Source organism: Mucilaginibacter robiniae (assembly GCF_012849215.1).
Classification (GTDB): domain Bacteria; phylum Bacteroidota; class Bacteroidia; order Sphingobacteriales; family Sphingobacteriaceae; genus Mucilaginibacter; species Mucilaginibacter robiniae.
In genome coordinates this window covers 3,858,387-3,885,228 of record NZ_CP051682.1, presented here as the reverse complement: position 1 = coordinate 3,885,228, position 26,842 = coordinate 3,858,387, and the positions used below count along the sequence as shown (strand labels likewise).

The window sequence follows — 26,842 nt, the reverse complement described above, 5'->3', positions numbered from 1 at the left end:
AAGTCCAGCTATACTTGCCCCCTGAAACGAGTATTCTTTTGTTTTGTAACAATTCCATTTTTATACGAATTTATTCGTCAGTACCAGAATAATTGAAAGCACAAAATTCTTTACTATAACTATATCAGGCTTGTATAAACGCGACAAAATTTTTGCTTATAGCTTGTTTATCGCTCTTTACTTTTCGCGCGAAGGCTGCTGGCGTAGCACCGCTATAGCGCTTAAACTCCCGGCTTAGATGGGCTTGATCAGTATAGCCCAGTTCATGAGCCAAGCTAACCAGGTTTGAATCCGGATAAAACCATAAATGATTTCGTATTTGTTCAAAGCGCATAAGGCCAGATACATCTTTAACTGTATAGCCAGAAGATTGCTTGAACTTTCTTTCCAGCGTACGAATTGTTGCATGAGCCGCTGCTGCTACTTGGCTTACCGGCAGGGTACCATTTTTTTCTCGCATCGCAACTCCCGCTTTAAATAGCATACTGTTGGTAGCAATTTGTAACCGTTTGTTCAAGAAATAATTCTTTACATGAGCGAGCGCTTCATTAATCTCGCCAGCTTGAATGAACGTATTCAGCGTAGCTTCAAGCTCGGCGATGGGATGCGTAAAGATGCGTACTCCGCCTTTACCAGACGGCAGACCAAGCAAATCAAATACTGTCCAGGGAAAGCATTTGATGCCAACCACTTCTACCCTACTTTTCGCATGCAAAAGAACTGGCTGCCCTAGCAAACCCATCAAAAACGGTGATGGTAATAGTTGCAAGCCTTCATTAGTAGATATGCTACATGGGCTTCCAAAAAGGAAAACAATTTCTACATAGCCATCAGGTAATATCTCAAAACCTGATGGTAGTTCTTCAAAATCTATGCTGGTGTACCAAAAAGATTGTATAGTATCCCGCAGCTCTTCAGGAGATTCAATTTTTTGATATTGCATTGTTAACAGATAGAATAGTAAAAGTGTATCGGATGCATATACAAAATAAAGTAACGATCTGGTATTATAAACTAAATTCTAAAAACTATTATTTTACACATAAATACACTTAAGTGTAGTGTTTTGATGTAAGTAATAAAGTTTATACTTCTTTTTTTAAGGATTCAAGTATTGCCGCCCGCCAAGTGCTTCAACTTATAGTGATTGCTGCAAAAATATTTTATCTTTTACTGTAACGTATGGGTTTTAATGGTCGTCTTACTAAAACTTAAACAAGATAAACCATGAAATCACTTTCCTACTTTTTGTTAGCTGCATCTTTACTAACAGGCACCGGTCAAACTTTTGCTAAACCTATAAGTACAAGCAAAACTTACAGCTATGATACGCAAGACCGGCATTTAAGCGGTTTTCACGCCATTGAGGTAGCCGGATCGTACGATGTGTATATTGTGCAGAGCAATACTGAATCAGTAAAGGTAGAAGCTGATGCCGATGATATGGATCGTATGGTAACAGAAGTCAACAATGGTGTGTTAAAGATTTACACTAAAAATAATAAAGGTTGGAACTGGAGCTGGAACTCGGGCAGTCACAAACGTGTGGTTTATGTATCGGTTCGTAATATCACTGCTATTGCCTTAACTGGTTCTGGTGATGTATATTTTAAAGATGGCATTCGTACCAACAACTTGACCCTGAAACTAACTGGTTCTGGTGATTTATATGGCCGTTTAGATGTTACTAACCTGCAAAGCAGCATTGTAGGTTCTGGTGATATAAAAATATCCGGTCGTGCTGAAAACTCGGAAGTATCAGTAGTTGGCAGTGGTGATTTTACAGCCAGCAATTTAGCTACGGTCAATACCGTAGTAAAAGTACGTGGTTCGGGCGATGCAGTAGTAAATGCTAATCAGCAATTAGATGCCGCTGTATCTGGTTCAGGCGATATACGTTACTCCGGCAACGTTAAACAAGTAAGCTCTTCCAAATTCGGCAGTGGCAGCATTAGCCGAATGTAATTAAATAAACTAAACCCTATCTTTATAATACATCAAAGGCCCGGTAAACCGAGCCTTTGATTGTTAAAATCCTAAACGGGTGTATAAAGCCACCTGCAATATATGGTTCATGGTGTTTTGCTCTACTTGGTTGATAAATTGGTTCAAGTAACCAGCTTCCACATCAAACTGTTTGCTTACCCGATAACCTAAAGCTACATAGGCGCGATTTTGATCGAAGATGCTTCCATTTACCTTATCGCGATTCTGAACATTGGCAAACACTTCATTCTGCAAGCCTACAAAAGCACCTTTGTTAAAAGTAGATTCCTTTTTAAACGGCACCACGCCACGTACAAAGTACCGGAAACGCTGAGCAAAAAAAGCATCTTTTTCCTGTAATTGATCTACATAGCGTTGTTCTAACCTGAAACGATGTTGTACAGCTATGCTGGTATTTACTTTATGATTGTGTATAAATTGTTCAAAAGAACGGTGTTCACGCCTGAAGGTATTTCCCTCTGGTGCATGGTTATAGGTGCCGGTAAATAAATATCCTACCGAAGCTAACTGGTTAGGGTTGAAGTAATAACTTAAAGCCGGACGAATTAAGGGATGCTTCAAATACTTTATTTCATCTGCCGAGCGGAACTGAGCATCAAACAAGGCTCCCCAGTGTTTAGAAAACTTTTGGGTATGAAAATAAGCGCCCCATCCCGAAAACTCTTGGCGCTGCGCCTTCACGCGATTGCCATTCAACAACTGAACAATTATAAAAGCAGATAATAATATTTTCCTCATTATGAATAATATAAAAAGCGTTCGGCTAAAATTGTAATTACATTTACAACACTGAGGTACGGTTTCGCAGCAAATGATCGGCCAGTACTAAAGCGGCCATAGCCTCTACAATAGGCACAGCACGCGGTACTACACAAGGATCATGCCGGCCCTTACCTTGTATTTGGGCTGCATTACCTTCGGCATCAACTGTATTTTGGCTATGCATAATAGTAGCCACAGGTTTAAAAGCTACTTTAAATTCTATAGACATCCCGTTACTAATGCCTCCTTGTACTCCGCCCGAAAAGTTAGTTAAGGTTTTTACTTGTCCGGCATTGCCATGCACAAAAACATCGTTATGCTCTGAACCTAACATTTCGCTACCAGTAAAGCCTGAACCATATTCAAAACCATGTACCGCATTAATACTTAACATAGCTTTACCTAAGTCGGCATGCAGCTTATCAAACACTGGCTCGCCCAAACCTACGGGACAATTTAATATGGTACAGTTTACTTTACCGCCAATAGTATCTCCCTGCTTACGGATGCTGTCAATGCACGCTATCATTTCTTCGGCAGTAGCCGGATCAGCACAACGCACAATGTTGTTTTCACGTTGTGCTATAAATTCATCAGCTGTAGTAATATTGATATTAGGGGCATCTATTTTACCCACGCTGCTTACATGTGCCAGCACATCAATACCTTGAGTTTTCAACAACAGCTTAGCCACTGCACCAGCCGCTACACGAGCTGCTGTTTCACGCGCCGACGAACGGCCACCACCCCGATGGTCGCGTATGCCGTACTTGGTTTGGTAAGTATAATCGGCATGAGAAGGGCGAAACACATCCTGATTATGGCTATAATCTTTCGAGCGCTGATCTTCGTTCGGTATCAGCATAGCAATTGGTGTTCCCGTAGTTTTACCTTCAAAAATACCCGATAAAATTTTCACCGTATCACTTTCCTTACGCTGGGTAGTAATTTTGGATTGTCCCGGTTTACGCCGGTCCAGTTCCGTTTGTATAAATTCCAGATCAATAGGCAACTGAGCCGGACAACCATCAATAATAACCCCAATGGCTTCGCCGTGCGACTCGCCAAAGGTTGTGATACGAAAAACTTGTCCGAATGTATTACCTGCCATTTTTATATCTTTTTTAGCCAAGAATCAAGAACCAAAAGCCAAAAGTTGCAAATGGCGGTCACGATAGTTTCTGTTCAAGGCAATGTCCTTGTAGGCAAATATGGAAATTTTTGCTTAAAAACAAGAAAGCGGCTATATAGCCGCTTTACCTGATAACATTCTTGGTTCTTAATTTCTAGCTCCCTTTTATGCCGATATAGCGTTTATGATATCATATTGAGTGATGATCTCAATATTTCCTTGTTCATCCTCTACCAACACAGCGATGTTATCTTTATTAATCATGCTGGATATTTTATCAATCGAAGTATTCAAATCAATAAAAGGGAATGGCTTAGTAGTAATAGTTTGTACCGGTTGTGATTTTAATGCTGGGTTTTCCAGCAAGGCATCCAATATATCGCTTTCTGTAATTTTACCAATTACCATACCTTGTTGCGTAACTGGTATTTGCGAAATATTAAGCGTTTTAATAGTATTGATAGCTTCCAACACCGTTTTATCACTCGGGATGGTAATGATTTCAGAGCTTTCTTTTTTGCGGATAATTTCGCGGGCGGTTAACTTTTCGTCTTTCAAGAAACCTCGTTCGCGCAGCCAATCTTCATTGTACATTTTACCTAAGTAACGTGTACCGTGATCCGGGAAAATAATTACGACCATATCACCTTCCTTGAACCGATCTTTCATCTGTAAAGCGCCAGCCACAGCCGACCCAGTAGAGTTGCCAGCAAAAATGCCTTCTTTCAGCGCAATTTCGCGAGTCATTAAAGCGGCATCTTTATCGGTTACTTTTTCAAAATGGTCAATAACACTGAAATCTACGTTCTGCGGTAAAAAGTCTTCACCTATCCCTTCGGTTATATAAGGGTAAATTTCATTTTTATCAAAAATGCCAGTTTCCTTGTACTTCTTAAATACGGAACCATAGGTATCAATCCCTAACACTTGAATGTTGGGGTTTTTCTCTTTCAGAAAACGAGCTGTACCGGATATGGTACCACCTGTACCCACACCTACCACCAAGTGTGTAATTTTACCCTCGGTTTGTTCCCATATTTCAGGGCCAGTTTGCTCATAATTAGCCTGCGTGTTTGATAAGTTATCATACTGGTTAGGCTTCCAAGAATTAGGTACTTCTTTTTCTAGCCTTGATGATACTGAGTAATACGAACGTGGATCTTCTGGCTCCACATTGGTCGGGCACACAATTACCTCGGCGCCAAAGGCGCGCAAAGCATCAAACTTTTCTTTGGATTGCTTATCGGTACTGGTAAAAATACATTTGTAACCTTTGATAACAGCTGCAATAGCCAATCCCATACCCGTATTGCCTGATGTACCTTCAATGATGGTACCACCTGGTTTCAGACGGCCATCTTTCTCGGCATCCTCAATCATCTTAAGCGCCATACGGTCTTTAATAGAGTTACCAGGATTGGTAGTTTCAATTTTAGCCAGCACAGTTGCCTTAATATCTTTAGTTACCTTATTCAGCTTTACCATTGGCGTATTACCTATGGTTTCCAGTATATTGTTATGCCACATACAATTTAATTATAGTTGGTCTGCACATCATAAAATATGCTTTTTAACAGACTCTACAAAGATAAAGGTTCTGAGCTAAAAGGTTAATCACACGATTTTCATAATACAATTTACACGAGCATTTAAATACCAAATACACAACCATGATTTTGCCGGAACCCAGAAAAGCCAAACGTAGTTTGTATGTGTACAAATAGATTAATCTAGAGCTTCTAACTATAAGATTATCTTAACAAACACAGAGTTAAATTGTAGCTATTTTGTTATTAACTACTAAAATTCAAACTACCATGAAAAGCAAAATTATTTTTATACACGGCATGTTCGAAAACTCGAAAAGCTGGGAAAACTGGATTACCTACTTTAACAGCAAAGGTTATGAAAGTACGGCTGTTGACTGGCCTTTGCATGAAGGCGAACCTGCTACATTGCGTCAAAACCCACCATCTGGCTTAGGCGATTTGCGCTTAGCTACTATCATCTATAAATTCAGACAAATAGCTGCTGCTGAAACCGAGAAACCAATTATGATTGGTCATTCGGTAGGCGGATTGATTGTTCAGGTATTGGTTAATGAAGGCTTGGCTAAACTAGGGGTTGCGATTAGCCCAGTAGCTCCTAATGATATGATTTCATTTGATTGGGGCTTCTTTAAAAACAGTGCCTTAATTACTAACCCGCTTAAAGGAGATGATCCGTTTATGATGGATTTAGAAAGCTTCCATGAATCGTTTTGCAACACCTTAACTTTGGAGCAAACCAAACCGTACTTTGAAAAATATGCAACCAATGACAGCCGCAATGTACTGCGCGATTGTTTAGGCAGTGATGGCCGTATTGATTTAGATATGCCTCACGTACCTTTGTTATTCATCGGTGCAGAAGAAGATCAGATTATTCCGACGGATTTAGTGGAGAAAAATGCCAAAGCTTATACTGATGAGATCAGTTCAACTGAATACCGTAACTTTTCAGGTCGCGGACATTTTATTTGTGGCCAGCCTGGTTGGGAAGAAGTAGCTGGTAATATAGCTGACTGGCTGCAACGCAAAGAAGATGTACCGCCATTTCAAACCACTCCGGCCGATCGGATTAACTAAAGTTTTAAATTATAATCAATTATAACAAAGCCTGTTTGCTACCGAGCAAACAGACTTTGTTACTATATCCAGTTCCTGTAAAAACATAGCCTTCAATAAGCATTGATGTTGAGGTTTATACAAATATTTATATAAAACAGTTTTTTTGTGTTAAGCTGTAACCTTCACAAACCCACTGTAGTCATACCACTAAATATTTGTAGTTATGAAAACTTCTCGTTATTCCCTTCTTATTTTACTTACCATTAGTTTATTCTCCGTTACTTTAATGTCATGCCACAGACGGGGAGTTAAAGGCTCGGGACATTTTGTTACGCAAACCCATATGGTTGGTGACTTTCATGCCATCAAAATTTCGGGAGCCTACAAGGTTAATTTGAAACAAGATAGCTCGTTGAATATAACCATTACTGCCGACGACAACTTAATGAAATACATTAAAACCGAAGTAAACAACGGCGAACTACACCTTTACAATAATAAATCTATTAACAGCAGCAAAGACGTTGTTGTTACTATAGGCGTACGCCAGTTAACTGCTATTAAAACAGAAGGTGCCATTGAGTTACAATCAGCAGGATTGATTAATGCACAAGACCTAGAATTGCAATTTGCAGGAGCTAGTAATGTTAATTTAAATTTAAAAGCCAACAAGCTAAGTACACAAGGTAGTGGCGCTACTGAAATTTATTTAACCGGACAAGCTGCTTCACATGATGTACATTTTGCAGGTATGGTTAAACTACAAGCTTACGACTTAATAATTAATAGCTACAATCTTGAAACTTCAGGTGCTAGTGAATGTGAGCTTAATGTTGTAAAAAGTTTAATCGTAAACAGCAGTGGTGCCTCACAAATCAATTACAAAGGCAATCCTACAGCAGTTAATATTAACAAATCTGGAGCCGCATCTGTTAAAAAAATAAATTAACCGACTACTCAGGCGGATTGGGTGGCGGTGGATTTGGTATTGGATTTGGCCGTGTATTAGGTATAGGTGATGGCGCTAATTTGGGCGTAGGCGTCGTACCTGTTGAGTCGTTATTAGCAGTATTAATAGGTACCGGAGAGTTCTTGCTCACCTTAGTTGCGGTACCTGCTGCCTTGCGCGAGCTGCAACTAGTAGCTGTACCAATAGCCAACATGCCCATGAGTATATATGTAATTGGTTTCTTCATCGTAAATTTAATACTTATATAACACACAAAGGTTTTATAAGTTTATAACTTCCCGCTGTTAATATGCAACGAGGCCATTCCTCTACTCTTACTACAACTTATACCTTGATAAACAACTGATGATTAAGTAGCTGAAATAAAAAATTAATTAATTACCTTTGCGCCTCAAAAAACTGGCGTAATTTCCATAAATGAAACCGTCAGTTGATGAAAAGCACGATTATCAGGTATAAATTATGAATATCTCACAGGAAAAAACCGGTCAACTGAACGCGGTGATCACCATTAATATTGATGCCAACGATTACCAGGCACGCGTAGATAAAGCTATTAAAGATCAAGCAAAAAAAGCTAAACTGCCAGGATTTCGCCCAGGCATGGTTCCACCAGCCCACATTAAAAGAATGTACGGCAAAAGCATTCTGGTTGATGAGATTAACAACCTGTTATCCGATACACTGAACAATTATTTGAACGAACAGCAACTGGAGGTATTAGGTCAGCCTTTGCCTAAAGTTGATGATGAAAAAAATTATAACTGGGATTTTAACGACAACTTTGAATTTAACTACGAAGTTGGTTTAGCTCCTGAGTTTACCGTTAATGTATCAGCTGATGATAAACTTACTTACTACAAAATTAAAGTAGATGACGAAACGTTAGCTGAGCGCATCAAAAATCTGCGTCGCAGCTACGGAAAAATGACAAACCCTGACGTATCGGCAGAAGATGACGTACTATACGGGGTATTAGAGCAATTATCGGCTGATGGTTCTGTTTTTGAAGGTGGTATTAGCAACACTACATCTGTTCGTTTAGATCAGGTACAGGATGAAAGCATCAAAGCTTCTCTGGTTGGCTTGAAAAAAGATGATGTAGTAACTTTTGATATTCAAAAAGCTTACAACAATGATGCTGCACGTATTGCAGCCCTGTTGAAGATTGATGAAGCAGAAGCTGCTGATTTAAAATCAGATTTCCGTTTAACTGTTAAAAATGTTAATCGGTTAGAAGAAAGTGATTTAGATCAGGCGTTCTTTGACAAAATTTTCCCTGCTGGTACGGTAACTACTGAGGAAGAGTTCCGCACTAAAATTACTGAAGAACTAGAAAACATGATGGTACAAGATGCTGACAACAAATTGCAAAGCGACCTGTACAACCTTGTTTTAGACAAAGTTCAGTTTGAACTTCCTGATGAGTTTTTAAAACGCTGGTTAAAAGCAACCAACGAAAAACTGACCGACGAAGAATTAGAAGGTGGCTACCCGGAATTTGCTAAAAACTTGAAGTGGACTTTGATTGGTAACAAAATTGTTCGTGATAACAACCTTGAAATTCAGTACGAGGATGTATTGAGCTTGGCTAAACAACGTATTGATGCGCAGTTCCGCATGTATAGCCCGCAGCCGATCAGCGAAGAGCAATTAAACCAATATGCAGTTCAGTTTTTACAAGATAAAGAAAGTGCAAACCGTATTTTTGAAGAAGCCAAATCGTTAAAAGTATTTGAATACTTGAAAGGTATAGTTACCCTGAATGAACAGGAAATTACCTTTGGCGATTTCAGCAAATTAGCGCAAGCTTAATACTTTATTATTCTATAATATTGTCAAAAGCAACCTCATATCGGGGTTGCTTTTGTTTTATAAAAACTTAGTTGAAAAGAAACTGTTAAGTTTTGGATTTTAAAAGCATTTAAAACAAATAAGGCTATCATACACGTATGAATGGTTAATAGTTTTTTGCTTATTTAAACAACAGTGCGGGTAGCCAGACCAGCGTTTATGATAATCTAACAACTTACAGGCAAATGTAATTTAACTAATTTTTTCCGCTTGTAACTAAAATTGCATCTAAAAACTATATTTACCGCATGCGCCGGATGCGCAAAAATTTTATAATAAAAAACATCTTAACACAATGAATAGTAACATTGATAAAAACGAGTTTCGTAAATACGCGGTTAAACACCACCGCATCAACAGTCTGTTTGTTGATAAATTTATTTCGAGCGTTGAGCATAAAATCATGCCTACCGGCATTGCTACTCCTGTAGATATGACGCCTTACATCATTGAAGAACGCCAACTGAATGTAGCTCAGATGGACGTATTTTCACGCTTGATGATGGACCGGATCATCTTTTTAGGTGATGCCATTTATGAAAACATTGCTAACATTATTCAGGCGCAATTACTGTTCCTGCAATCAGCCGATGCTAAGCGTGATATTCAAATTTATATCAACTCACCTGGTGGTTCAGTATATGCTGGTTTAGGTATTTATGATACCATGCAGTTTGTAGCTAACGATGTAGCTACCATTTGTACCGGTATGGCTGCTTCAATGGCTGCTGTATTGTTGTGTGCTGGTGCCGATGGCAAACGTGCTGCTTTACCACACTCACGCGTAATGATTCACCAGCCGCTGGGTGGTGCACAAGGTCAGGCTTCTGATATTGAAATTACTGCTCGCGAGATTCAGAAATTGAAAAAAGAGCTTTACGAAATCATTTCTAAGCACAGCGGTACCCCTTACGAAAAAGTTTGGGAAGCTTCTGACCGTGACCACTGGATGATTGCTGAAGAAGCTAAAGAGTTTGGCATGGTTGATGAGGTACTGCGCAGTAATAGCGAAAAATAAGAAAGCCGATACAACTTATTGATACAGTTTGGCTTTTTTATACAAACTGTATCAATAATTAATTATTTTTGATTAAATCATACCCCCATGAACAAAAACAGCAAGGAAATCAGATGTTCGTTTTGTGGAGCCGGAAAACAGGATTCCCTGATGCTGATAGCTGGATTGGATGCTCACATTTGCGATAAGTGTGTTAATCAGGCCAATGAGATATTAGCTGAAGAACTTAAAGTTCGTAAGGTAAAAACTTCCTCTTCTGCGCCTACCATTCTTAAACCATTTGATATTAAAGCGCATCTTGACCAGTATGTGATTGGACAGGATGATGCCAAGAAAGTACTAGCTGTAGCTGTTTACAACCACTACAAACGCTTAAACCAGCGTGTTGAGAAAGATGAGGTTGAGATTGAAAAATCAAACATCATTATGGTGGGTGAAACTGGTACCGGTAAAACGCTGTTGGCTAAAACTATTGCTAAAATACTGAACGTTCCTTTTTGCATATCTGATGCTACTGTACTTACTGAAGCTGGTTATGTAGGGGAAGACGTAGAAAGCATTTTAACCCGTCTGCTGCAAGCTGCTGATTACGATGTAGCTGCTGCCGAAAAAGGCATTGTGTACATTGATGAGGTGGATAAAATTGCCCGCAAAAGCGATAATGCTTCCATCACTCGCGATGTATCAGGTGAAGGTGTACAACAGGCCTTGTTGAAAATCCTGGAAGGTACCATGGTGAACGTACCGCCGCAAGGTGGCCGCAAGCACCCTGATCAGAAAATGATTACGGTAAACACCAGCAATATTCTGTTTATATGTGGTGGTGCATTTGATGGTATTGATAAAAAAATTGCCAACCGCTTACGCACACAAACTGTAGGGTACAAACTAAAGCGTGATGAAAATGAGGTTGATTTAAAAAACTTGTACAAATACATTACGCCACAAGATTTGAAATCATTCGGGTTAATACCGGAGTTGATTGGCCGATTGCCGATATTAACGTACCTGAATCCACTGGATAGGGAAGCCTTGCAAAATATTTTAGTTGAGCCTAAAAACTCTCTGCTTAAACAGTACAAAAAGCTGTTTGACTATGAAGGAGTAAAACTGGAATTTGACCAAGATGTATTAGATTTTATTGTGGATAAAGCAATGGAATTTAAGTTAGGCGCTCGTGGTCTGCGTTCAATTTGTGAGGCTATCATGATTGATGCGATGTTCGAACTTCCATCTAAAAAAGATGTAAAACGCCTGAACATTACTTTAGATTATGCCCGCGAAAAGTTTGAGCAATCGGATTTAAAAAAGTTAAAGGTGGCTTAACACACCTAAGCAGTAAATTGCTTATATTTGTTATAACACACAGCCCTGGTGAAACGCCGGGGTTTGTTGTATAAAAAGGTTTCGTACAACCTAATACTACTCACCACGTACACAAAAAAGAGCCTCTTTCCCGAGAGGTATAGGAGATAAAATATGAACGAAGAAATTGAGATCAAAAAAGACCCTGCTATTGTGGAGCAGGCCAAAAAAGTAAAAGAAGTACAATCGCCGGTTAAGAGCGGGCTGAAAACTAAAGAAGCCATTGTAACTAACTGGTTGCCGCGTTATACAGGCCGGACATTAAGTGACTTTGGAGAGTACATTATCCTTACCAATTTTTCAAAATACCTGCAATTGTTTTCGCAATGGAACGATAATGTGCCTATTATGGGGTTGGATAAACCCATGCAAAGCGTAACAGCTGGTGGCATTACCATGATTAACTTTGGTATGGGCAGCCCGGTAGCTGCTACAGTGATGGACTTATTAACTGCCATCCACCCCAAGGCTGTTATATTTTTGGGTAAATGCGGCGGCTTAAAAAAGAAAAACTATGTGGGTGACTTGATATTGCCTATTGCAGCCATTCGCGGTGAAGGTACCTCTAATGATTACTTGCCACCCGAAGTACCAGCCCTACCCTCTTTTGCTCTTCAAAAAGCTATTTCCACTACTATACGTGATTTATCGCGCGATTATTGGACGGGCACCTGCTACACTACTAACAGACGCGTATGGGAGCACGACAAAGAGTTTAAGAAATATTTGAAAAGCCTACGTGCCATGGCGGTAGATATGGAAACCGCGACCATTTTTACCACAGGTTTTGCCAACAAAATACCTACAGGTGCATTGCTGCTGGTGTCTGACCAACCCATGATTCCTGAAGGTGTAAAAACTGCCGAAAGTGATTCGAAAGTAACCGAGCAGTATGTAGAAACTCACCTGAAAGTAGGTATCGAGTCATTGAAGCAGTTAATCAACAATGGATTAACCGTAAAGCACCTGCGATTCTAAAATTGCGCATTATCATAATAGCGAGAAGGAAGCTCTATTCTGCGCAGGCAAGAAGTTTTGCTTTGTCAGCTCAGAAACAGCTCCCTTATTGCTCATGATGATGAATTTAATGTTAACTTCCTAATTATATTAGCTTTCGTAGTACTAGAAATGCACCGAGTGCAACCCCGGCAACAGCTGCCACTTTTGAAGCTTTTTTAGTGCTTACTTTGGATGAATAACCGCCCGAAATTTGGTTGTGCGTTCGGGTAGGCTCGAATATGCTTCCATTGGTTACCGGTGCAGGCTCTGCCTGCTTAAAGTACAAGGTCATGAATTTAGCCAGGCTCCAGCGGGTTAGTTTAGGCGAAACCCACTGGCTAAAACGAGCCAAATAAGCAGAGCTACCTAAGGTAACAGAATCTTTAGGATTTTGCGCCAGCGATACTACTGTACAAGCCACTTTTGAGGTTGGTACCAAAGGCTTCATGGGCTTTAACAGTTTACCCGTATAATTAGCCGCATGGCTAGGGCCTGGGGTATCTACAAACGATGGAAATACATCACAAATATGAATACCAGGGCAACCGCTTAGCTCACCTCGTAATGCCTCTGAGTAACCACGTACTCCGAATTTACTGGCGGCATAAGATACAGAAAACGGTAAAGCTACCCAACCACCTACCGAGTTAAGGTTAATAAGCACCCCACGTTTTTGCTTTTTAAACTGTGTGATGGCAGCATAAGCGCCATGTATATAGCCTAAGAGATTAGTACGGATAATTTGATCGTGTACTTCGATCGGAATAGTTGTGAACTCACCTAAGGCACCAATGCCTGCTATGTTTACCCAGACATCAATACTACCACCAAATATGCAGGCATCTTTAGCCAGCTTTTGAACAGCTTCGGCATCGGTAACATCAGTTACTACGGCTATAGCTTTGCCTCCTAACCGGTCGCATAGGTTAACCATTTCATCCAGTACATCTTTTTGGCGGGCAGCTAACACTACTTTAGCGCCATAACGGGCAAACTCCAAAGCGGTAGCACGGCCAATGCCACTGGTAGCACCAGTAATTACTATTGTTTTTTTATTGAGAGGTGATGCGTAAAAGTTTTTGGTAGCAGTCATATCAATCAAATGCAGGTTTTCAGAATTATAGAACCCTGCATTTAATTAAAAGTTTAATTTTATGTTAAAATGGATATTTTCTTGGTTCCACCTGTACACTGATCCATTGCACAGTAGTCAACTCATCCACAATAAAGTCATTACCGAAACGCCCTACGCCTGAGTCTTTCTCCCCACCGAATGGTGTGTTCATTTCATCATTTACTGATTGATCGTTAATGTGAATCATGCCAGTTTCAATTTGCTTGGCTATAGTAAAACCACGTTGCAAATCGCGAGTATGCAGGGCGCCACTCAATCCATAATCAGTACCATTAGCCAGTTCAATAGCTTCTTCATCCGTTTTAAACCGAACTAATCCTACAGCCGGACCGAAGACCTCTTCCTGGAAAATAGCCATATCTTTAGTTACTTCCGATAATATAGTGGGTTGTACCACATTACCTTCTGCTTTACCACCTAACTCTAACTTAGCGCCAGCGGCAACTGTTTTTTCAATTAAGCCTAACACATGCTGTACTGCTTTATTATCAATCAACGGACCTACAATGGTTTTTGGATCAGCCGGATCGCCATAGGTTAACGTTTTGGCTTTGGCTACATATTTCTCCTTGAACTCTTCGTAAATACTATCATGCACCAGAATACGATTGGTTGACATACAAATTTGCCCTTGGTGCATAAACCGACCGAAAATGGCTGAATCTACCGCTCTATCCACATCGGCATCATCCAATATGATAAATGCATTATTGCCGCCTAACTCTAATGCCAGCTTTTTCAACGCTTCGCCACCAATACGGCCAATACCTTTACCCACTAGTGTTGAACCGGTAAAAGAAATTAGGCGTGAGCCTGGATGCCCGGTGAAATAATCCCCTATGTTGGCCGATTTACCTACAACACAATTGATGACTCCTTTTGGAATACCTGCTTCTTCAAAAAGCTTAGCTATGATAGTCCCTCCTGTTACCGGCGATTGTGATGCCGGCTTAATCACGATAGCATTACCTACGGCTATAGCAGGTGCTATGGTACGCATAGAAAGGTACAATGGAAAGTTCCATGGGCTAATCATGCTGACTACACCTAATGCTTTACGAAACACAAAGGTTTCTTTACCATCTGTAAATGATGGGATGGTAAGACCGTGCATACGGGTTGGATAACCTGATGCTTCAATCAACATATCATAACTTTGCTTAATCTCAACCTGGGCTTTCAAGGCCGTGCCACCTGCTTCTTTAATCAGCCACTCAGCAAGTTCATCTTTGCGCTTCATAATGATGTCGGCTGCACGTAACATCAAATCTCGTCTTACCAGCGGGTTAGTTTTGCTCCAGGTTTTTGAAGCCTCTTTAGCCGTGTCGTAAGCTTCATCTACATCTTGCTTACTGGCCGCTTTAAAAGTATTAATTATGGTATTATCGTAAGGATTCAAATTATCAATAGTATCGCTTTCACTGCCATCTCGCCAAACACCATTTATAAACTGCTGATTCAAATTACTGTACTGTTCCATTATAGTTATATTTTAGTAAGCATTACATTAATTAACTAATACTCAAACATTGCAACATCCAGACATCAAGGCAGTTTCCTTAAAATTGATATTAGCTCGTATCTGACAAAGGCATGATAAAAAGAAAAGGTCTTTAACGTTCCTGTTAAAGACCTTTCCCCAATCTCTATTAGCTGAACTTAATGATTCCAAGTGCCAAATTTGCCTTTACGATAATCATCATACGCCTGCATAATTTCCTCTTGCGTGTTCATCACAAATGGACCTTGTGCTACTACAGGCTCATTAAACGGCATAGCATGTCCTAACAGCAAAATACCATCTGTAGCTGAAGTAATATGCAGAGTATCGCCATCATGGTTAAACTCTGCCAGATGTAAAGCTTTCACCGCTGTACCATTCACGTTCAGTTCACTGGCAATTACGTAAAAGAAGACGTTGTGTGCTTCTGGTATGGTAATATCTAGCTCAGCTCCTGGTTTAAAATACACAGTGCTCAAAAATATACCCGTTGATGATTCAAAAGCCCCGTGAGTATTTCCCCAGTCGCCAGATATTACATTAGCAGTAACTTTTCCTTCATTCAGTACTAAGCTGGGTATTTCTTCTTTTTGCTTACCAATGTAATAAGGTTCAGCCATTTTTAACCGTGCAGGCAAATTTACCCACAGTTGTAAAATCTCCAGATCGCCACCTTGCTGCTTGAACTCATCTGATGAGATTTCGGCATGAATTAAACCACTACCTGCTCGCATCCATTGTACGCCACCACCTTTAATCACGCTTTCGTGTCCGCTGCTATCCTTGTGAGCAATATCACCTTCTAGAATAAATGTAACCGTTTCCATACCACGATGCGGATGCGGCCCAAAAGGTAAACCTTGATTATTGGACTGGTACACTTGCGGACCATGATGATTTAAAAATAAGAAAGGATCAACATACTCTACATATTGCGTAGGTAATGCCCGATAGGTAACCAAATCGGCAACAGGTGAATAAACTGCCGGATATATATTTTTAATGGTTCTCATAAAATCAAAGTATATTTATGTTTTTACCTATTACACATGCCGGACCAATTTGTGTTTAAACATCCTATTTTAGTAGTACCCTGCCATATAGACCAGAAAACCGTGGCAATGTCATGTACCGGCAAGTATTAAACTAATGTTTTAGCAGCTTTGGCTATTTCAAGTACTTTTACGGCATGGCAAACAACACCAATTCACTGGCATCTACAATATCAACCACGCCGTACCGATATTCAAAGGAGGTATTACGTGCAGCTGTAGGCGCTATTTTTTTTCTACCCGGATTGATTTTCGCCAGTTGGGCATCACGCATTGCTACTATTCAACAATCGTTAAACTTATCTGACACAGCTTTGGGTGCTATTCTATTTTCTATACCTGTAGGCTTAATGCTATCGCTGCCCTTTGCCGGCTGGATGATTAGTAAGGTAGGCAGCCGCAAGCTAGCTATTGCAGCCTTAATTTTGTATAGTGTAGCACTAATTGGCTTAGGTGCAGCACCTAATATTCCGCTGCTGATTGCCTGTATGGTGGCTTATGGCTTTGCCAGTAATTCGGCCAATATTGCCGTAAATACGCAGGCTGTTGCTACTGAGAAAATGTACAACCGCCCTATCCTAGCATCTTTTCACGGTTTGTGGAGTTTGGCAGGCTTTGCAGGAGCTGGTATTGGCACGTTCATGATAGCCAGCAACATTTTACCAGTACAACATTTTACCGTAATTGCCATACTGGTAATTATAGGTTTACTAATAAGTGTGCGCTACTTGCTGGATGACCACACACCTGCTGATGATAGCCCTATGTTTGTACTACCCGACCGATCTTTGATCAAATTGGGTATCATTGCCTTTTGCTCATTGATTTGCGAAGGGGCTATGTTCGACTGGAGCGTCATCTATTTTAAGAAAGTGGTACATGCACAAAATGCCTGGATGGCGGCTGGTTATACTTGCGCTATGGGCACTATGGCTTTAGGCCGTTTTGTGGCTGATGGCTTTGCCCACCGGTTTGGCGTTAAACGTACTTTACAGGTAAGTGGTATTTTAACAGCATCCGGCATTTTTATTGCTATTCTGTTTCCCTACCTGTTACCTGCTATGGTTGGCTTTTTACTGGTTGGTGCCGGTGTATCTTCTGTAGTACCTATGGTTTATAGTTTAGCCGGGCGCTCTACTACCATGTCGCCCGGCATGGCATTGGCAGCAGTTTCAACCATTGGGTTTGTAGGGTTTCTGGTAGGTCCTCCTGTTATCGGCTTTTTATCAGGCGCTTTTAATTTGCGTATTGCTTTGATATTGGTGATGGTAATGGGTTGCTCGGTAGCAGCTATTTCAACCAAAATCAAGTTTTAACTGCTTTAAACCCTTTTAGCGGTACTCAAATCCTCATCAGTAGGATTTAAAACGTAATCGTGCACTTCCTGACCGCTTTTCAAAACAAACTTCAAACGTTCTTTGGGTACAGTTATATCTAAAGATAAAGTAGCTACTACATCGGGTAGATTTTCTAGTACAGTTTTGGCCTGCGTACCTTGTGGTAGCGTAATGGCAATATCGTTGTCTTGAGGTTCAATTTTCCAATCTTTTATGTGAGCGTTACTCAAAACCTCTATCCATTTTTCCTGATATGCATTCATACCAGTTATAAAGTCGCTTTTCAATCAAAAGGTTTTATAGCTTTTTGTAATTGCATTAAGTTACAGGAAGACAGGCCATTTTTAATTATAAAGATTATTGATTGTATACAAACAGAACAATGCTGTAAGTTGATGGTTTTAACTTCAAATTAACTAACGATCCTGCCCCTTACTTATGAAAAGCACAAAATCAGACAATTCTGAAAACAACAACAAAAAGATTGACAATCTGGCGTCTCACACCGAAAGCGGAACAGGCGAGTTCATGACCACCAACACCGGCCTGTATATTAATGATGACAACAACACCTTAAAAGCCGGTGAAAGAGGCCCATCTCTTTTAGAAGATTTTCACTATCGGGAAAAAATGACTCATTTTGACCATGAGCGTATTCCGGAACGCGTGGTACATGCCCGCGGTGCTGCAGCACATGGTTATTTTGAGGCTTACGATAGTTCTTTTAGCAAATACACCAAAGCAAAATTTTTAACTGATCCTTCACGTAAAACCCCGGTATTTTTGCGTTTCTCTACGGTTGCCGGTTCACGTGGTTCAACCGATTTAGCTCGTGATGTGCGTGGCTTTGCCATTAAGTTTTACACCGAAGAAGGTAACTTTGACATGGTGGGTAACAACATACCTGTGTTTTTCATACAGGATGCGATCAAGTTTCCGGATTTGATACACGCAGTGAAACCAGAGCCACATAATGAAATCCCGCAAGCGGCTTCAGCACATGATACTTTTTGGGATTGGGTTTCTTTATCGCCAGAATCTATGCACATGATTATGTGGGTAATGAGCGATCGTGCCATTCCGCGCAGCTACCGCATGATGCAGGGCTTTGGTGTGCATACCTTCCGTTTTATTAACGAAGAAGGCAAAAGCACCTTTGTTAAATTTCACTTTAAACCCAAATTGGGTGTACACTCTGTAGCTTGGGATGAAGCACAAAAAATATCTGGTAAAGATCCTGATTTTCACCGTCGCGATTTGCATGAGGCTATTGAAGCCGGCGCTTTCCCTGAATGGGAATTTGGGGTACAGCTTATTCCGGAAGAAGACGAATTGAAGTACAACTTTGATTTACTGGATGCCACCAAAATCATACCGGAAGAATTAGTGCCTGTTCAGCCTATTGGCCGTTTGGTACTGAATCGAAATCCGGATAACTACTTCGCTGAAACTGAACAAGTAGCTTACCACTTGGGCCACGTAGTACCTGGTATTGATTTTAGTAACGATCCGCTGCTGCAAGGTCGCTTATTTTCATACACCGATACACAGTTAAAACGTTTAGGCAGTCCTAACTTCCAGGAAATACCAATTAACCGTCCTATCAATACCGTGCATAATAACCAGCGCGACGGACACATGCGCCAGCAAATTAATAAAGGTAAAGCAGCTTACCACCCGAATACTATGGGTGGTGGTTATCCTGAACAAGCTATGGCCTCAAACGGCGGTTATGTAAGCTATCCTGAACGTGTAGAAGGACCAAAAATTCGTAAACGTGCGAAAAGCTTTATGGATTTTTTCAGCCAGGCTACCCTATTCTACAATAGCCAGAGTGAAGCCGAAAAAACACACATCATGGATGCTTTACGTTTTGAATTGGGTAAAGTAGATATGATGGATATTCGTGAACGTGTATTAGTGCTACTGAATAAAGTAGATAAAACCCTAGCTAAAGGTGTAGCCGAAGGTTTAGGTATGGAAGTACCCGAACCTAAGTATCCACTAAACCACAGCTACGGTGCAGATGCCAACCCTGACGATTACCAACCAGATACCCGCAAGCCAATGGTAGATAAATCGGATGCATTAAGCATGGCGAATAGTCCAAAAGACAGTATTGAAACCCGCCAAATAGCATTTTTAGCAGCCGATGGTGTAGATGCTGACTCGATTAGTACTATGAAGAAAGCACTAGAAGATGAAAAAGCAGTAGTGCGGGTAATTGCTCCACATGCAGGCTTTATTAAAGATTCTAAAGGCAACCAGATTATGGTTGATAAATCTTTCCTGGCTTTCTCTTCTGTATTGGTGGATGCCGTGTACATTCCGGGTGGTGAAAAAAGTGTAGCTATGCTGAAGGATGAACCGGATGCTATTCACTTTATTAATGAAGCATACCGTCATTGCAAAGCCATTGCAGCCGATGCTGAAGGTACCGAGTTAGTAAAAGCCACTTACGTGAATGCTAAACTTAAAAATGGCAAACCTGAAACTGGTGCACCAGCTACAGCAGGTGTATTGTTCGGTGAAGATAAAGGAACCGACAAACTAGCTAAAGAATTTATTCATGCTATAGCTCAGCACCGTTTCTGGGAGCGCGAGAAAAAAGATAAAATTCCGGCTTAAGCACCGATAATAATTTTCAAAAGAGAAAGCCCAATTACTATTAAGTAATTGGGCTTTCTCTTTTCATGTATGTAGCTTATTGCAAATTATTTAGCAGAAAACTTATAAATAGTAGTGGTTTTGTACGTTTGTCCGGGTTTCAACTCGGTGGTTGGGAAATTAGGTTTGTTCGGTGAATCCGGAAAGTGCTGTGTTTCCAGCGCAAATGCTGTGCGGTAAGCATCTTTAACACCACCTTTAAATTTATAATCACCTTTCATAAAGTTGCCGGTATAAAATTGAATGCCTGGCTCTTCGGTAAATACTTCCATCATAATACCGGTTACATCACCTTGTACCTTGGCAATCGGAGTTTGCAGCGTATGTTTATTCAACACAAAGTTATGATCATAACCTTTACCAAATTTCAATTGCGTATCACCTTCACCAACGCGTGAACCAATTTCGGCAGGCTTACGGAAATCAAATGGCGAATTAGCAGTAGGTCTAATCTCGCCGGTAGGAATCAAAGTATTACTTACTGGTGTAAAGCCGTCAGCATTCAGTTCCAGACTATGTTTCAAAATACTGCCGCTGCCGTTACCGTTTAGATTCCAGTAGGTGTGGTTAGTTAAGTTTATTATGGTAGGTTTATCGGTAGTAGCTTCATAATGCACTTCAATAGCGTCATCATCATTCAGTACATAAGTAACTTTCACATTCAGGTTACCCGGAAAACTTTCTTCACCATCTTTCGAAAGATAAGTTAGTTCCAGCGTATGGTCATCTACCTGTTTGGCATCCCACACTTTTACATCGAAACCAGCCTTACCGCCATGCAGTGTATTTGGGCCATCATTATTGTTCAACTTGTAAGTTTTACCTTCCAGTTTAAACTCTGCATTACCAATACGGTTACCATAACGGCCAATCAAAGCCCCATAGTAATTGCCTTTAGCTTCTTCATAATCATCTGCCGAACCTGGGCCGGCTACTACATCAACCGTTTTACCTTTACCATCAGGTATCAATAAGCTCACTAGTCGGCCGCCGTAATTAGTGACTGCTGCCTGTATGCCTTTAGTATTTTTAAGTGTATAAAGCTTAACCGCTTTACCGTCTATTATTTTGTCGAAGCCCGAGGCGGCAGGTAGTTGCCCTTGGGTAGTACTGTCAGTCATAGATGTTTTTTGTTGGTTTGATGAATGGTTACATGCCGATACTGCCAGTATACCAGAGGCTAGCATGGCAGCATAAAAAGTTTTGTTTTTCAGGTTTATCATAATGGTTATATAGTTTTAGCGACTAAATGTTTTACAAAAGGTAAACGCCTACTATTACAATCACTTACCTGTGGTAAAACCTTGCAGGTGCCTAAAGTGCATAAAAATTCGGATGCCTGCAATAAAACAACATTATTGTGCGGTATTGGTGCGATGCTGCAAGGCATGTACCTATTGGTAAATATAAATTAGCATGTATTTACAGCCTGTAAATACATGCTATATACATGAATGACAGTTTTTACAAATCATTTACAAACAAGATCAATAACTTTTAGGTATTGTAGCAGTTAGTATAATAATATGCTGTAATTTTACCACCTCATTAATGGATACGCAAGACAGCACATCGACCACCTTGAATAAACCTTCTTCATCTATAAAAAGGCGTATTACCAACACCTTTTTAAGTGTGTATGATGTTTATAAATTCATGGTTCGCTTTTTTAAGGAAGCCTTTGTACCACCCTACGAGTTTCAGGAACTGATTAAGCAATGCTGGGAGGTGGGTGTACGCTCATTAGCTCTCATCACTTTAACCGGCTTTATTGTGGGGGTTATTTTCACTAAGCAATCACGTCCTTCCTTACTACAGTTCGGTGCAACTTCTTGGATACCTTCATTGGTATCTATTGCTATTATGCGGGCCTTGGCCCCCTTAGTTACGGCGCTTATCAGTGCTGGACGAGTAGGTTCAAGTATTGGTGCCGAGTTGGGTTCTATGCGCGTTACTGAGCAAATTGATGCTATGGAAGTTTCGGGCACCAAGCCTTTTAAATTCTTGGTATGTGTACGCGTGTTAGCCTGTACCATCAGCATTCCTATTTTAGCTATTTACGCTGGCTTTGTGGCTTTACTGGGTGGTTACTTGAATGTGATAGCTAACGAAGGTACCAGCTACAGTACTTATATGCAACAGGTTTTTCAACCCTTGGGCTTTATTGATTTTGAATCCTCTTTAATCAAATCTATCGTGTTTGGGTTTACCGTAGGTATGGTAGGCAGCTATAAAGGATGGAACTCCTCAAGTGGTACAGCCGGTGTGGGTAAAGCAGCTAACTCGGCAGTAGTAACAGCTATGTTCCTGGTATTTATAGAAGAAATCATCATTGTTCAGATTACCGGCTGGTTCCGTTAAGCAATTTTACTTATGGACAACGAAAAACACGTAATAGATTATAACAATGCCGTAGTCAGCATCCGGGGTTTGCAAAAATCGTTCGGCGACTATCACGTGCTGCGTGGCATCGATTTGGATTTGTACAAAGGTGAAAACCTGGTAGTATTGGGACGTTCGGGTACAGGGAAATCAGTACTTATCAAAGTCATTTCAGGCTTATTGCAAGCTGACAGTGGCAGCGTAAAGGTTTTAGGTAAGGATATAACCAACATCAGCAGCCTCGAATTACAGGAACTGCGAAAAAGCATCGGCTTTTCTTTTCAGAACAGTGCTTTGTATGATAGTATGACAGTACGTAAAAACCTGGAGTTTCCGCTGGTACGCAACCGTAAAAACCTACGCCGTAAAGAAATTAACGAATTAGTAGAGCGGGTGCTGGATGCTGTAGGCCTAAAGCAAACGATTAACCAAATGCCGGCCGAGCTATCGGGCGGACAGCGCAAGCGTATTGGTATTGCCCGTACTTTAATATTACGTCCCGAGATTATGCTGTATGATGAACCTACAGCAGGTTTGGATCCTATTACATCTATCGAGATTAATAACCTGATTAACCGTGTTCAGGAAAACTTTAATACATCGTCTATCATTATTACACATGACCTTACCTGCGCCAAATCTACTGGCAACCGTGTGGCTATGCTGCTCGACGGCCAATTTCAGCGCCAAGGTACTTTCGACGAGGTTTTTAATACCGATGATGAACGGGTTAAACAATTTTACAACTATAACTTCATACATTAAGAAATGGACGCAGCAGAAAATAAACGCGCAATTTGGGTGGGATCCTTTATTACCATCGGCCTGATTGTGTTTATTATAGGGATTTTCACTTTAGGCAATCAGCAAAAAACCTTTGTAAAGGGATTGCACCTTTATGCCCGCTTTACCAACGTTTCTGGCTTAATTAAAGGTAACAATGTTTGGTTTTCAGGTGTGAAGGTAGGTACTATTAAAAAGATTTCCTTTACCGGCATTAACCAGGTAGATGTAGAATTTAATGTAGATCAAAACGTTCAGCAGTTTATTCACAGCAATGCAGTTGCCTCTATAGGTTCAGAAGGCTTTATAGGTAATAAAACCATTAACATTGATGGTGGTAGCCCTGAAGCTCCGGTTATTAAAGATGGTGACCATCTGCGCACGCTGGGTATGTTATCAACCGATGACATCATGAAAACCTTGCAGAAAAATAATGAAAACCTACTATCCATTACTGGTGATTTTAAAACGTTAAGTCATAAAATTTTGGAAGGTAAAGGTACGGTAGGTGCTTTGATGGCCGATTCAAGCCTGGCTATGAAGTTCAGATCAGTAGTACAGAACATGGAAAATACTACGGCTAGCACTAACCGCATGGCTAATGAACTGGCTAAATTTGGCTATAAAATGAATACCAAAGGTGGTTTGGCCGATAAAGTACTAACAGATACGGCAGTGTTTGCTAAGCTGCAAAACTCGGTTAACCAGTTCCAGCAGGCCGCAGCTAAGGCTAATACGTTAACGGATAACTTAAACCAGGTTGGCACGAACTTAACGCAAGCTACTGGTAAGCTGAACAGCAACGACAATGCCATTGGCGTTTTACTGAACGATCAGCCAACGGCAAATCAGCTCAAAAGCACGCTTGATTACCTGAACCAAAGTTCTGTTAAATTGAATGATGATTTAGAAGCTGTACAACATAACTTTTTACTGAAGCACTATTTCAAAAAGAAAGCTCAAAACCAGGAAAAAATTCAAAGTCTTCGTTTAGATACTACCCGAACACCGGAAAAGATAAAAATTAAATACTAACAATTAAGAGTTGCCATTTCGAACCACAGTTTGAAATGGCAATTTACTTTTAAGCCCGTTTTACAATTATTTAATCGTTTAATCTTTATTTTTATAATTTGTATGCTGATTGATTTTACCGGCAAGAATGTACTCATAACCGGCGGATCACGAGGGATAGGTAAAGCCTGTGCCCAATTGTTTGCTTCGCTGAATGCCAACGTAATTATTACTTATAAAAGCAACCGAGAAGAAGCGGAACAAACTTTAGCCACCTTAAACCCCAGTCAGAAGCATAGCTTATTTCAATTAGACCAAAGCGATGCAGCGGCAATTGAAACCTTTTTCACGTTGGTTATGCAACAATATAGCCATGTAGATGTGCTGGTGAACAATGCCGGCATCTACCTGGAACATAAAGTTGCTGAGGTAAGTTATGCCGAATGGCAGCAAAGCTGGATCGAAACTCTAAATACTAACTTAACCGGCGTAGCCAACCTCTGCTACTTTGCTTCTCGGCAGATGATTCAGCAAGGTGGTGGCAAAGTCATTAACATATCCTCGCGCGGTGCTTTTCGGGGCGAGCCAGACCATCCAGCTTATGCCGCCAGTAAGGCTAAGTTGAATGCTATGAGCCAATCTTTAGCAGTAGCCTTAGCACCACACCATATTAGCGTTCATATTATTGCACCGGGCTTTGTAGAAACCAATATGGCTGCCAAAGTATTAAATAGTCCAGCTGGGCAAAGCATAAAGCAACAAAGCCCGTTTAATCGCGTAGCCCATCCTGAAGAGATAGCCCGTTTGGCTGCCATGTACGCATCACCAGGCTTCGAGTTTACTTCGGCTGGTATTGTTGATATTAACGGTGCATCATACCTGCGCAGTTAAAGGCCTGCCTAAAATTTATAACTTACGTCCAATATAAAATTCTAGCTTGCGGAAAACGGGTTTGTATCTCGTGCTCAAAAAAGCTCTTTAATAAGTTCATTTGCTCACGAGTATATACGTATTTGATGCCACCAAATTTGTTACGCTTAGTCGAACGGGTGGACTCTTCCATGTCCAAGCTGGTGTTCGGGTACCACTCCATTAATATATCTTTAGAGCCTAGTGTAAAGCGATGACTAATCAGCTCAAAAGTTAAATCACAATCAAAGTTCAGGTTTTGCTCTAGTTGATCGAACAGATTGGTATAAGCGTTTTCCCAATCTGGAATCGGCATAATAGGCGCTAACACCACACCTATTGGGTAACCTCCTCCACCCTTCTGCTTAGGTAAAGCCATTTTACGTAGCGCCTGTATACGGGCAGTAACTGTTGGTGTCCCACCTTCCAATCTACGGGCTACAGCATCGGCATTTAAGCTGCATCGGAAACGAGTATGCCCGCTATGCTCCAGATTCAACAAAGGCTCTACAGCATCAAACTTAGAAACAAAGCGTAAATGGCTTAACGGACGTTTACCAAAAAACTCAATAGTTTTAGCCAAACCTCCGGTAATATGTTCCAGGCTCAATGGATCGGTATAACAACTAGCCTCAAAGCTGGTAACCTGGTTCAAACGCTCATACTTTACGGTATTCTCCAATATGGTAGGCAGATTGGAAAACACCCGAATAGCAGGTGGTCCTTGCAAACTGCCCGCAAGATAACAATATTGACAGTGCGCCGGGCAACCCTCGGCTAGATGAAACTGCCAGTCGGCTGATGGCGGTATGGGCCGCAGGTTAAAGGCACTTTTTGGCGCATTTACAATAGCCAGTGTATTTTTGGCTATCTTATAAGTTTCACGCTCGGTAGCACCACGCAAACCAGTAATCCGATTATTTTTAAGTAGTTCTACATTCAAATTTAGCGCCTTGGCACGTTCATAAATTTGTTGCCCATAAGGTTCGTCTAAAGCGTGTGGTGTAAACACCACACGCTTGGGCATCCAGGCCTTAAAGCCTTTATAAGGCTGCGTTTGTATTACTTTTGCTTCTTTGTCAATCTGATCAAGTACCGTCAATAACTCCATACTAATATATGGCAAACAGCATTCCAATTCTTAACTAAAAAGAAAATTTAGACAGTATGGCAGGTGTTTATCAACTGGTTAACCATTTGTGTTTACTCTGACCATGAACATTCAAAAATCAACATTTTACTAATGGCAAAACTAGTATCGGTAATAATAATTAACAGCAATTCTAATATTTTAAGCTATCGATATGTGCCTATAAAACAACTATAAAAAAAAGCAAAGATCCGAC

General features: G+C 40.6%; 24 protein-coding genes. 14 read left to right on the top strand and 10 right to left on the bottom strand.

What is annotated here, in order from left to right; all coding sequences use genetic code 11:
- Nucleotides 1-124: 124 nt before the first annotated feature.
- Nucleotides 125-943 (bottom strand): AraC family transcriptional regulator, encoded by an 819-nt coding sequence (locus HH214_RS17010; RefSeq protein WP_169609631.1) that lies wholly within the window; start codon nucleotides 941-943, stop codon nucleotides 125-127.
- A gap of 284 nt (nucleotides 944-1,227) precedes the next feature.
- Between HH214_RS17010 and HH214_RS17005 the strand changes: the two genes are divergently transcribed.
- Nucleotides 1,228-1,965 carry a head GIN domain-containing protein gene (locus tag HH214_RS17005; RefSeq protein ID WP_169609629.1) on the top strand — a complete coding sequence of 246 codons (738 nt, stop codon included), beginning with the start codon at nucleotides 1,228-1,230 and terminating at the stop codon, nucleotides 1,963-1,965.
- 63 nt (nucleotides 1,966-2,028) lie between these two features.
- Here the strand turns inward: HH214_RS17005 and HH214_RS17000 are convergent, their stop codons facing one another.
- From HH214_RS17000 to HH214_RS16990, 3 genes are all read right to left on the bottom strand, one after another.
- Entirely contained in the window at nucleotides 2,029-2,745 is a 717-nt protein-coding gene (locus HH214_RS17000) for a DUF2490 domain-containing protein (RefSeq protein WP_169609627.1), read from the bottom strand.
- 43 nt (nucleotides 2,746-2,788) lie between these two features.
- Complete coding sequence (aroC, locus tag HH214_RS16995; protein WP_169609625.1) at nucleotides 2,789-3,880, bottom strand: chorismate synthase; 1,092 nt, start codon at nucleotides 3,878-3,880, stop codon at nucleotides 2,789-2,791.
- Nucleotides 3,881-4,066: 186 nt separating this feature from the next.
- The gene (locus tag HH214_RS16990) at nucleotides 4,067-5,428 is read right to left on the bottom strand and encodes a pyridoxal-phosphate dependent enzyme (protein WP_169609623.1); all 1,362 of its coding nucleotides are present in this window, start codon (nucleotides 5,426-5,428) and stop codon (nucleotides 4,067-4,069) included.
- 290 nt (nucleotides 5,429-5,718) lie between these two features.
- Between HH214_RS16990 and HH214_RS16985 the strand changes: the two genes are divergently transcribed.
- The 7 genes from HH214_RS16985 to HH214_RS16955 all read left to right on the top strand — a co-directional run bounded on the left by HH214_RS16985 (nucleotide 5,719) and on the right by HH214_RS16955 (nucleotide 12,695).
- Complete coding sequence (locus tag HH214_RS16985; RefSeq protein ID WP_169609621.1) at nucleotides 5,719-6,528, top strand: alpha/beta hydrolase; 810 nt, start codon at nucleotides 5,719-5,721, stop codon at nucleotides 6,526-6,528.
- Between the two features lie 205 nt (nucleotides 6,529-6,733).
- On the top strand, nucleotides 6,734-7,459 hold the full coding sequence (locus HH214_RS16980; protein WP_169609619.1) for a head GIN domain-containing protein: 726 nt from the start codon (nucleotides 6,734-6,736) through the stop codon (nucleotides 7,457-7,459).
- A 17-nt stretch (nucleotides 7,460-7,476) separates the two neighbouring features.
- Nucleotides 7,477-7,728 (top strand): hypothetical protein, encoded by a 252-nt coding sequence (locus HH214_RS16975; RefSeq protein WP_169609617.1) that lies wholly within the window; start codon nucleotides 7,477-7,479, stop codon nucleotides 7,726-7,728.
- A 214-nt stretch (nucleotides 7,729-7,942) separates the two neighbouring features.
- On the top strand, nucleotides 7,943-9,295 hold the full coding sequence (tig, locus tag HH214_RS16970) for a trigger factor (RefSeq protein ID WP_169609615.1): 1,353 nt from the start codon (nucleotides 7,943-7,945) through the stop codon (nucleotides 9,293-9,295).
- Nucleotides 9,296-9,629: 334 nt separating this feature from the next.
- Nucleotides 9,630-10,352 carry an ATP-dependent Clp endopeptidase proteolytic subunit ClpP gene (clpP, locus tag HH214_RS16965; RefSeq protein WP_169609613.1) on the top strand — a complete coding sequence of 241 codons (723 nt, stop codon included), beginning with the start codon at nucleotides 9,630-9,632 and terminating at the stop codon, nucleotides 10,350-10,352.
- Nucleotides 10,353-10,439: 87 nt separating this feature from the next.
- Nucleotides 10,440-11,678, top strand: coding sequence for an ATP-dependent Clp protease ATP-binding subunit ClpX (gene clpX / locus HH214_RS16960; RefSeq protein WP_169609611.1), 1,239 nt, complete (start codon nucleotides 10,440-10,442; stop codon nucleotides 11,676-11,678).
- 153 nt (nucleotides 11,679-11,831) lie between these two features.
- Nucleotides 11,832-12,695 (top strand): AMP nucleosidase, encoded by an 864-nt coding sequence (locus HH214_RS16955; protein WP_169609610.1) that lies wholly within the window; start codon nucleotides 11,832-11,834, stop codon nucleotides 12,693-12,695.
- 124 nt (nucleotides 12,696-12,819) lie between these two features.
- Here HH214_RS16955 and HH214_RS16950 read toward each other — a convergent pair whose 3' ends face one another.
- The 3 genes from HH214_RS16950 to HH214_RS16940 form a co-directional block, all read right to left on the bottom strand.
- On the bottom strand, nucleotides 12,820-13,809 hold the full coding sequence (locus HH214_RS16950) for an SDR family oxidoreductase (protein ID WP_169609608.1): 990 nt from the start codon (nucleotides 13,807-13,809) through the stop codon (nucleotides 12,820-12,822).
- A 64-nt stretch (nucleotides 13,810-13,873) separates the two neighbouring features.
- A complete protein-coding gene (locus HH214_RS16945; protein WP_169609606.1) occupies nucleotides 13,874-15,331 on the bottom strand; it encodes an aldehyde dehydrogenase family protein in 1,458 nt (485 codons plus the stop codon).
- A 179-nt stretch (nucleotides 15,332-15,510) separates the two neighbouring features.
- Complete coding sequence (locus HH214_RS16940; protein ID WP_169609604.1) at nucleotides 15,511-16,365, bottom strand: pirin family protein; 855 nt, start codon at nucleotides 16,363-16,365, stop codon at nucleotides 15,511-15,513.
- 176 nt (nucleotides 16,366-16,541) lie between these two features.
- On the opposite strand from HH214_RS16940, the gene HH214_RS16935 reads away from it, so the two are divergent.
- The gene (locus HH214_RS16935; protein WP_169609601.1) at nucleotides 16,542-17,720 is read left to right on the top strand and encodes an MFS transporter; all 1,179 of its coding nucleotides are present in this window, start codon (nucleotides 16,542-16,544) and stop codon (nucleotides 17,718-17,720) included.
- A gap of 5 nt (nucleotides 17,721-17,725) precedes the next feature.
- Here the strand turns inward: HH214_RS16935 and HH214_RS16930 are convergent, their stop codons facing one another.
- Nucleotides 17,726-18,004, bottom strand: a complete 279-nt coding sequence (locus HH214_RS16930; protein WP_169609599.1) for a hypothetical protein — start codon at nucleotides 18,002-18,004, stop codon at nucleotides 17,726-17,728.
- Nucleotides 18,005-18,179: 175 nt separating this feature from the next.
- Here HH214_RS16930 and HH214_RS16925 point away from each other — a divergent pair, with 175 nt between their 5' ends.
- Nucleotides 18,180-20,369: a catalase gene (locus HH214_RS16925; protein WP_169609597.1), complete on the top strand. Its 2,190-nt coding sequence runs from the start codon at nucleotides 18,180-18,182 to the stop codon at nucleotides 20,367-20,369.
- Nucleotides 20,370-20,455: 86 nt separating this feature from the next.
- Here HH214_RS16925 and HH214_RS16920 read toward each other — a convergent pair whose 3' ends face one another.
- A complete protein-coding gene (locus HH214_RS16920; RefSeq protein ID WP_169609595.1) occupies nucleotides 20,456-21,631 on the bottom strand; it encodes an aldose epimerase family protein in 1,176 nt (391 codons plus the stop codon).
- A 328-nt stretch (nucleotides 21,632-21,959) separates the two neighbouring features.
- On the opposite strand from HH214_RS16920, the gene HH214_RS16915 reads away from it, so the two are divergent.
- From HH214_RS16915 to HH214_RS16900, 4 genes are all read left to right on the top strand, one after another.
- Nucleotides 21,960-22,769, top strand: a complete 810-nt coding sequence (locus tag HH214_RS16915) for an MlaE family ABC transporter permease (RefSeq protein WP_169609593.1) — start codon at nucleotides 21,960-21,962, stop codon at nucleotides 22,767-22,769.
- A 12-nt stretch (nucleotides 22,770-22,781) separates the two neighbouring features.
- A complete protein-coding gene (locus tag HH214_RS16910; protein ID WP_169609591.1) occupies nucleotides 22,782-23,555 on the top strand; it encodes an ABC transporter ATP-binding protein in 774 nt (257 codons plus the stop codon).
- Nucleotides 23,556-23,558: 3 nt separating this feature from the next.
- On the top strand, nucleotides 23,559-24,608 hold the full coding sequence (locus HH214_RS16905) for an MlaD family protein (protein WP_169609589.1): 1,050 nt from the start codon (nucleotides 23,559-23,561) through the stop codon (nucleotides 24,606-24,608).
- 102 nt (nucleotides 24,609-24,710) lie between these two features.
- A complete protein-coding gene (locus tag HH214_RS16900) occupies nucleotides 24,711-25,478 on the top strand; it encodes an SDR family NAD(P)-dependent oxidoreductase (protein ID WP_169609587.1) in 768 nt (255 codons plus the stop codon).
- 22 nt (nucleotides 25,479-25,500) lie between these two features.
- On the opposite strand, the gene HH214_RS16895 is transcribed toward HH214_RS16900, so the two are convergent.
- Entirely contained in the window at nucleotides 25,501-26,607 is a 1,107-nt protein-coding gene (locus HH214_RS16895) for a spore photoproduct lyase family protein (RefSeq protein WP_211166240.1), read from the bottom strand.
- Nucleotides 26,608-26,842 lie beyond the last annotated feature (235 nt).

Coding starts and splice junctions, on each gene's coding strand:
- HH214_RS16980 (WP_169609619.1), top strand. CDS start 6,734: ATGAAAACTTCTCGTTATTCCCTTCTTATTTTACTTACCATTAGTTTA.
- HH214_RS16955 (WP_169609610.1), top strand. CDS start 11,832: ATGAACGAAGAAATTGAGATCAAAAAAGACCCTGCTATTGTGGAGCAG.
- HH214_RS16910 (WP_169609591.1), top strand. CDS start 22,782: ATGGACAACGAAAAACACGTAATAGATTATAACAATGCCGTAGTCAGC.
- HH214_RS16940 (WP_169609604.1), bottom strand. CDS start 16,365: ATGAGAACCATTAAAAATATATATCCGGCAGTTTATTCACCTGTTGCC.
- tig (WP_169609615.1), top strand. CDS start 7,943: ATGAATATCTCACAGGAAAAAACCGGTCAACTGAACGCGGTGATCACC.
- HH214_RS16920 (WP_169609595.1), bottom strand. CDS start 21,631: ATGATAAACCTGAAAAACAAAACTTTTTATGCTGCCATGCTAGCCTCT.
- clpX (WP_169609611.1), top strand. CDS start 10,440: ATGAACAAAAACAGCAAGGAAATCAGATGTTCGTTTTGTGGAGCCGGA.
- HH214_RS16990 (WP_169609623.1), bottom strand. CDS start 5,428: ATGTGGCATAACAATATACTGGAAACCATAGGTAATACGCCAATGGTA.
- HH214_RS16900 (WP_169609587.1), top strand. CDS start 24,711: ATGCTGATTGATTTTACCGGCAAGAATGTACTCATAACCGGCGGATCA.
- HH214_RS16935 (WP_169609601.1), top strand. CDS start 16,542: ATGGCAAACAACACCAATTCACTGGCATCTACAATATCAACCACGCCG.
- HH214_RS17000 (WP_169609627.1), bottom strand. CDS start 2,745: ATGAGGAAAATATTATTATCTGCTTTTATAATTGTTCAGTTGTTGAAT.
- HH214_RS16895 (WP_211166240.1), bottom strand. CDS start 26,607: ATGGAGTTATTGACGGTACTTGATCAGATTGACAAAGAAGCAAAAGTA.
- HH214_RS16985 (WP_169609621.1), top strand. CDS start 5,719: ATGAAAAGCAAAATTATTTTTATACACGGCATGTTCGAAAACTCGAAA.
- HH214_RS16925 (WP_169609597.1), top strand. CDS start 18,180: ATGAAAAGCACAAAATCAGACAATTCTGAAAACAACAACAAAAAGATT.
- HH214_RS16915 (WP_169609593.1), top strand. CDS start 21,960: ATGGATACGCAAGACAGCACATCGACCACCTTGAATAAACCTTCTTCA.
- HH214_RS16905 (WP_169609589.1), top strand. CDS start 23,559: ATGGACGCAGCAGAAAATAAACGCGCAATTTGGGTGGGATCCTTTATT.
- HH214_RS17005 (WP_169609629.1), top strand. CDS start 1,228: ATGAAATCACTTTCCTACTTTTTGTTAGCTGCATCTTTACTAACAGGC.
- aroC (WP_169609625.1), bottom strand. CDS start 3,880: ATGGCAGGTAATACATTCGGACAAGTTTTTCGTATCACAACCTTTGGC.
- HH214_RS16930 (WP_169609599.1), bottom strand. CDS start 18,004: ATGAATGCATATCAGGAAAAATGGATAGAGGTTTTGAGTAACGCTCAC.
- clpP (WP_169609613.1), top strand. CDS start 9,630: ATGAATAGTAACATTGATAAAAACGAGTTTCGTAAATACGCGGTTAAA.
- HH214_RS16945 (WP_169609606.1), bottom strand. CDS start 15,331: ATGGAACAGTACAGTAATTTGAATCAGCAGTTTATAAATGGTGTTTGG.
- HH214_RS16950 (WP_169609608.1), bottom strand. CDS start 13,809: ATGACTGCTACCAAAAACTTTTACGCATCACCTCTCAATAAAAAAACA.
- HH214_RS17010 (WP_169609631.1), bottom strand. CDS start 943: ATGCAATATCAAAAAATTGAATCTCCTGAAGAGCTGCGGGATACTATA.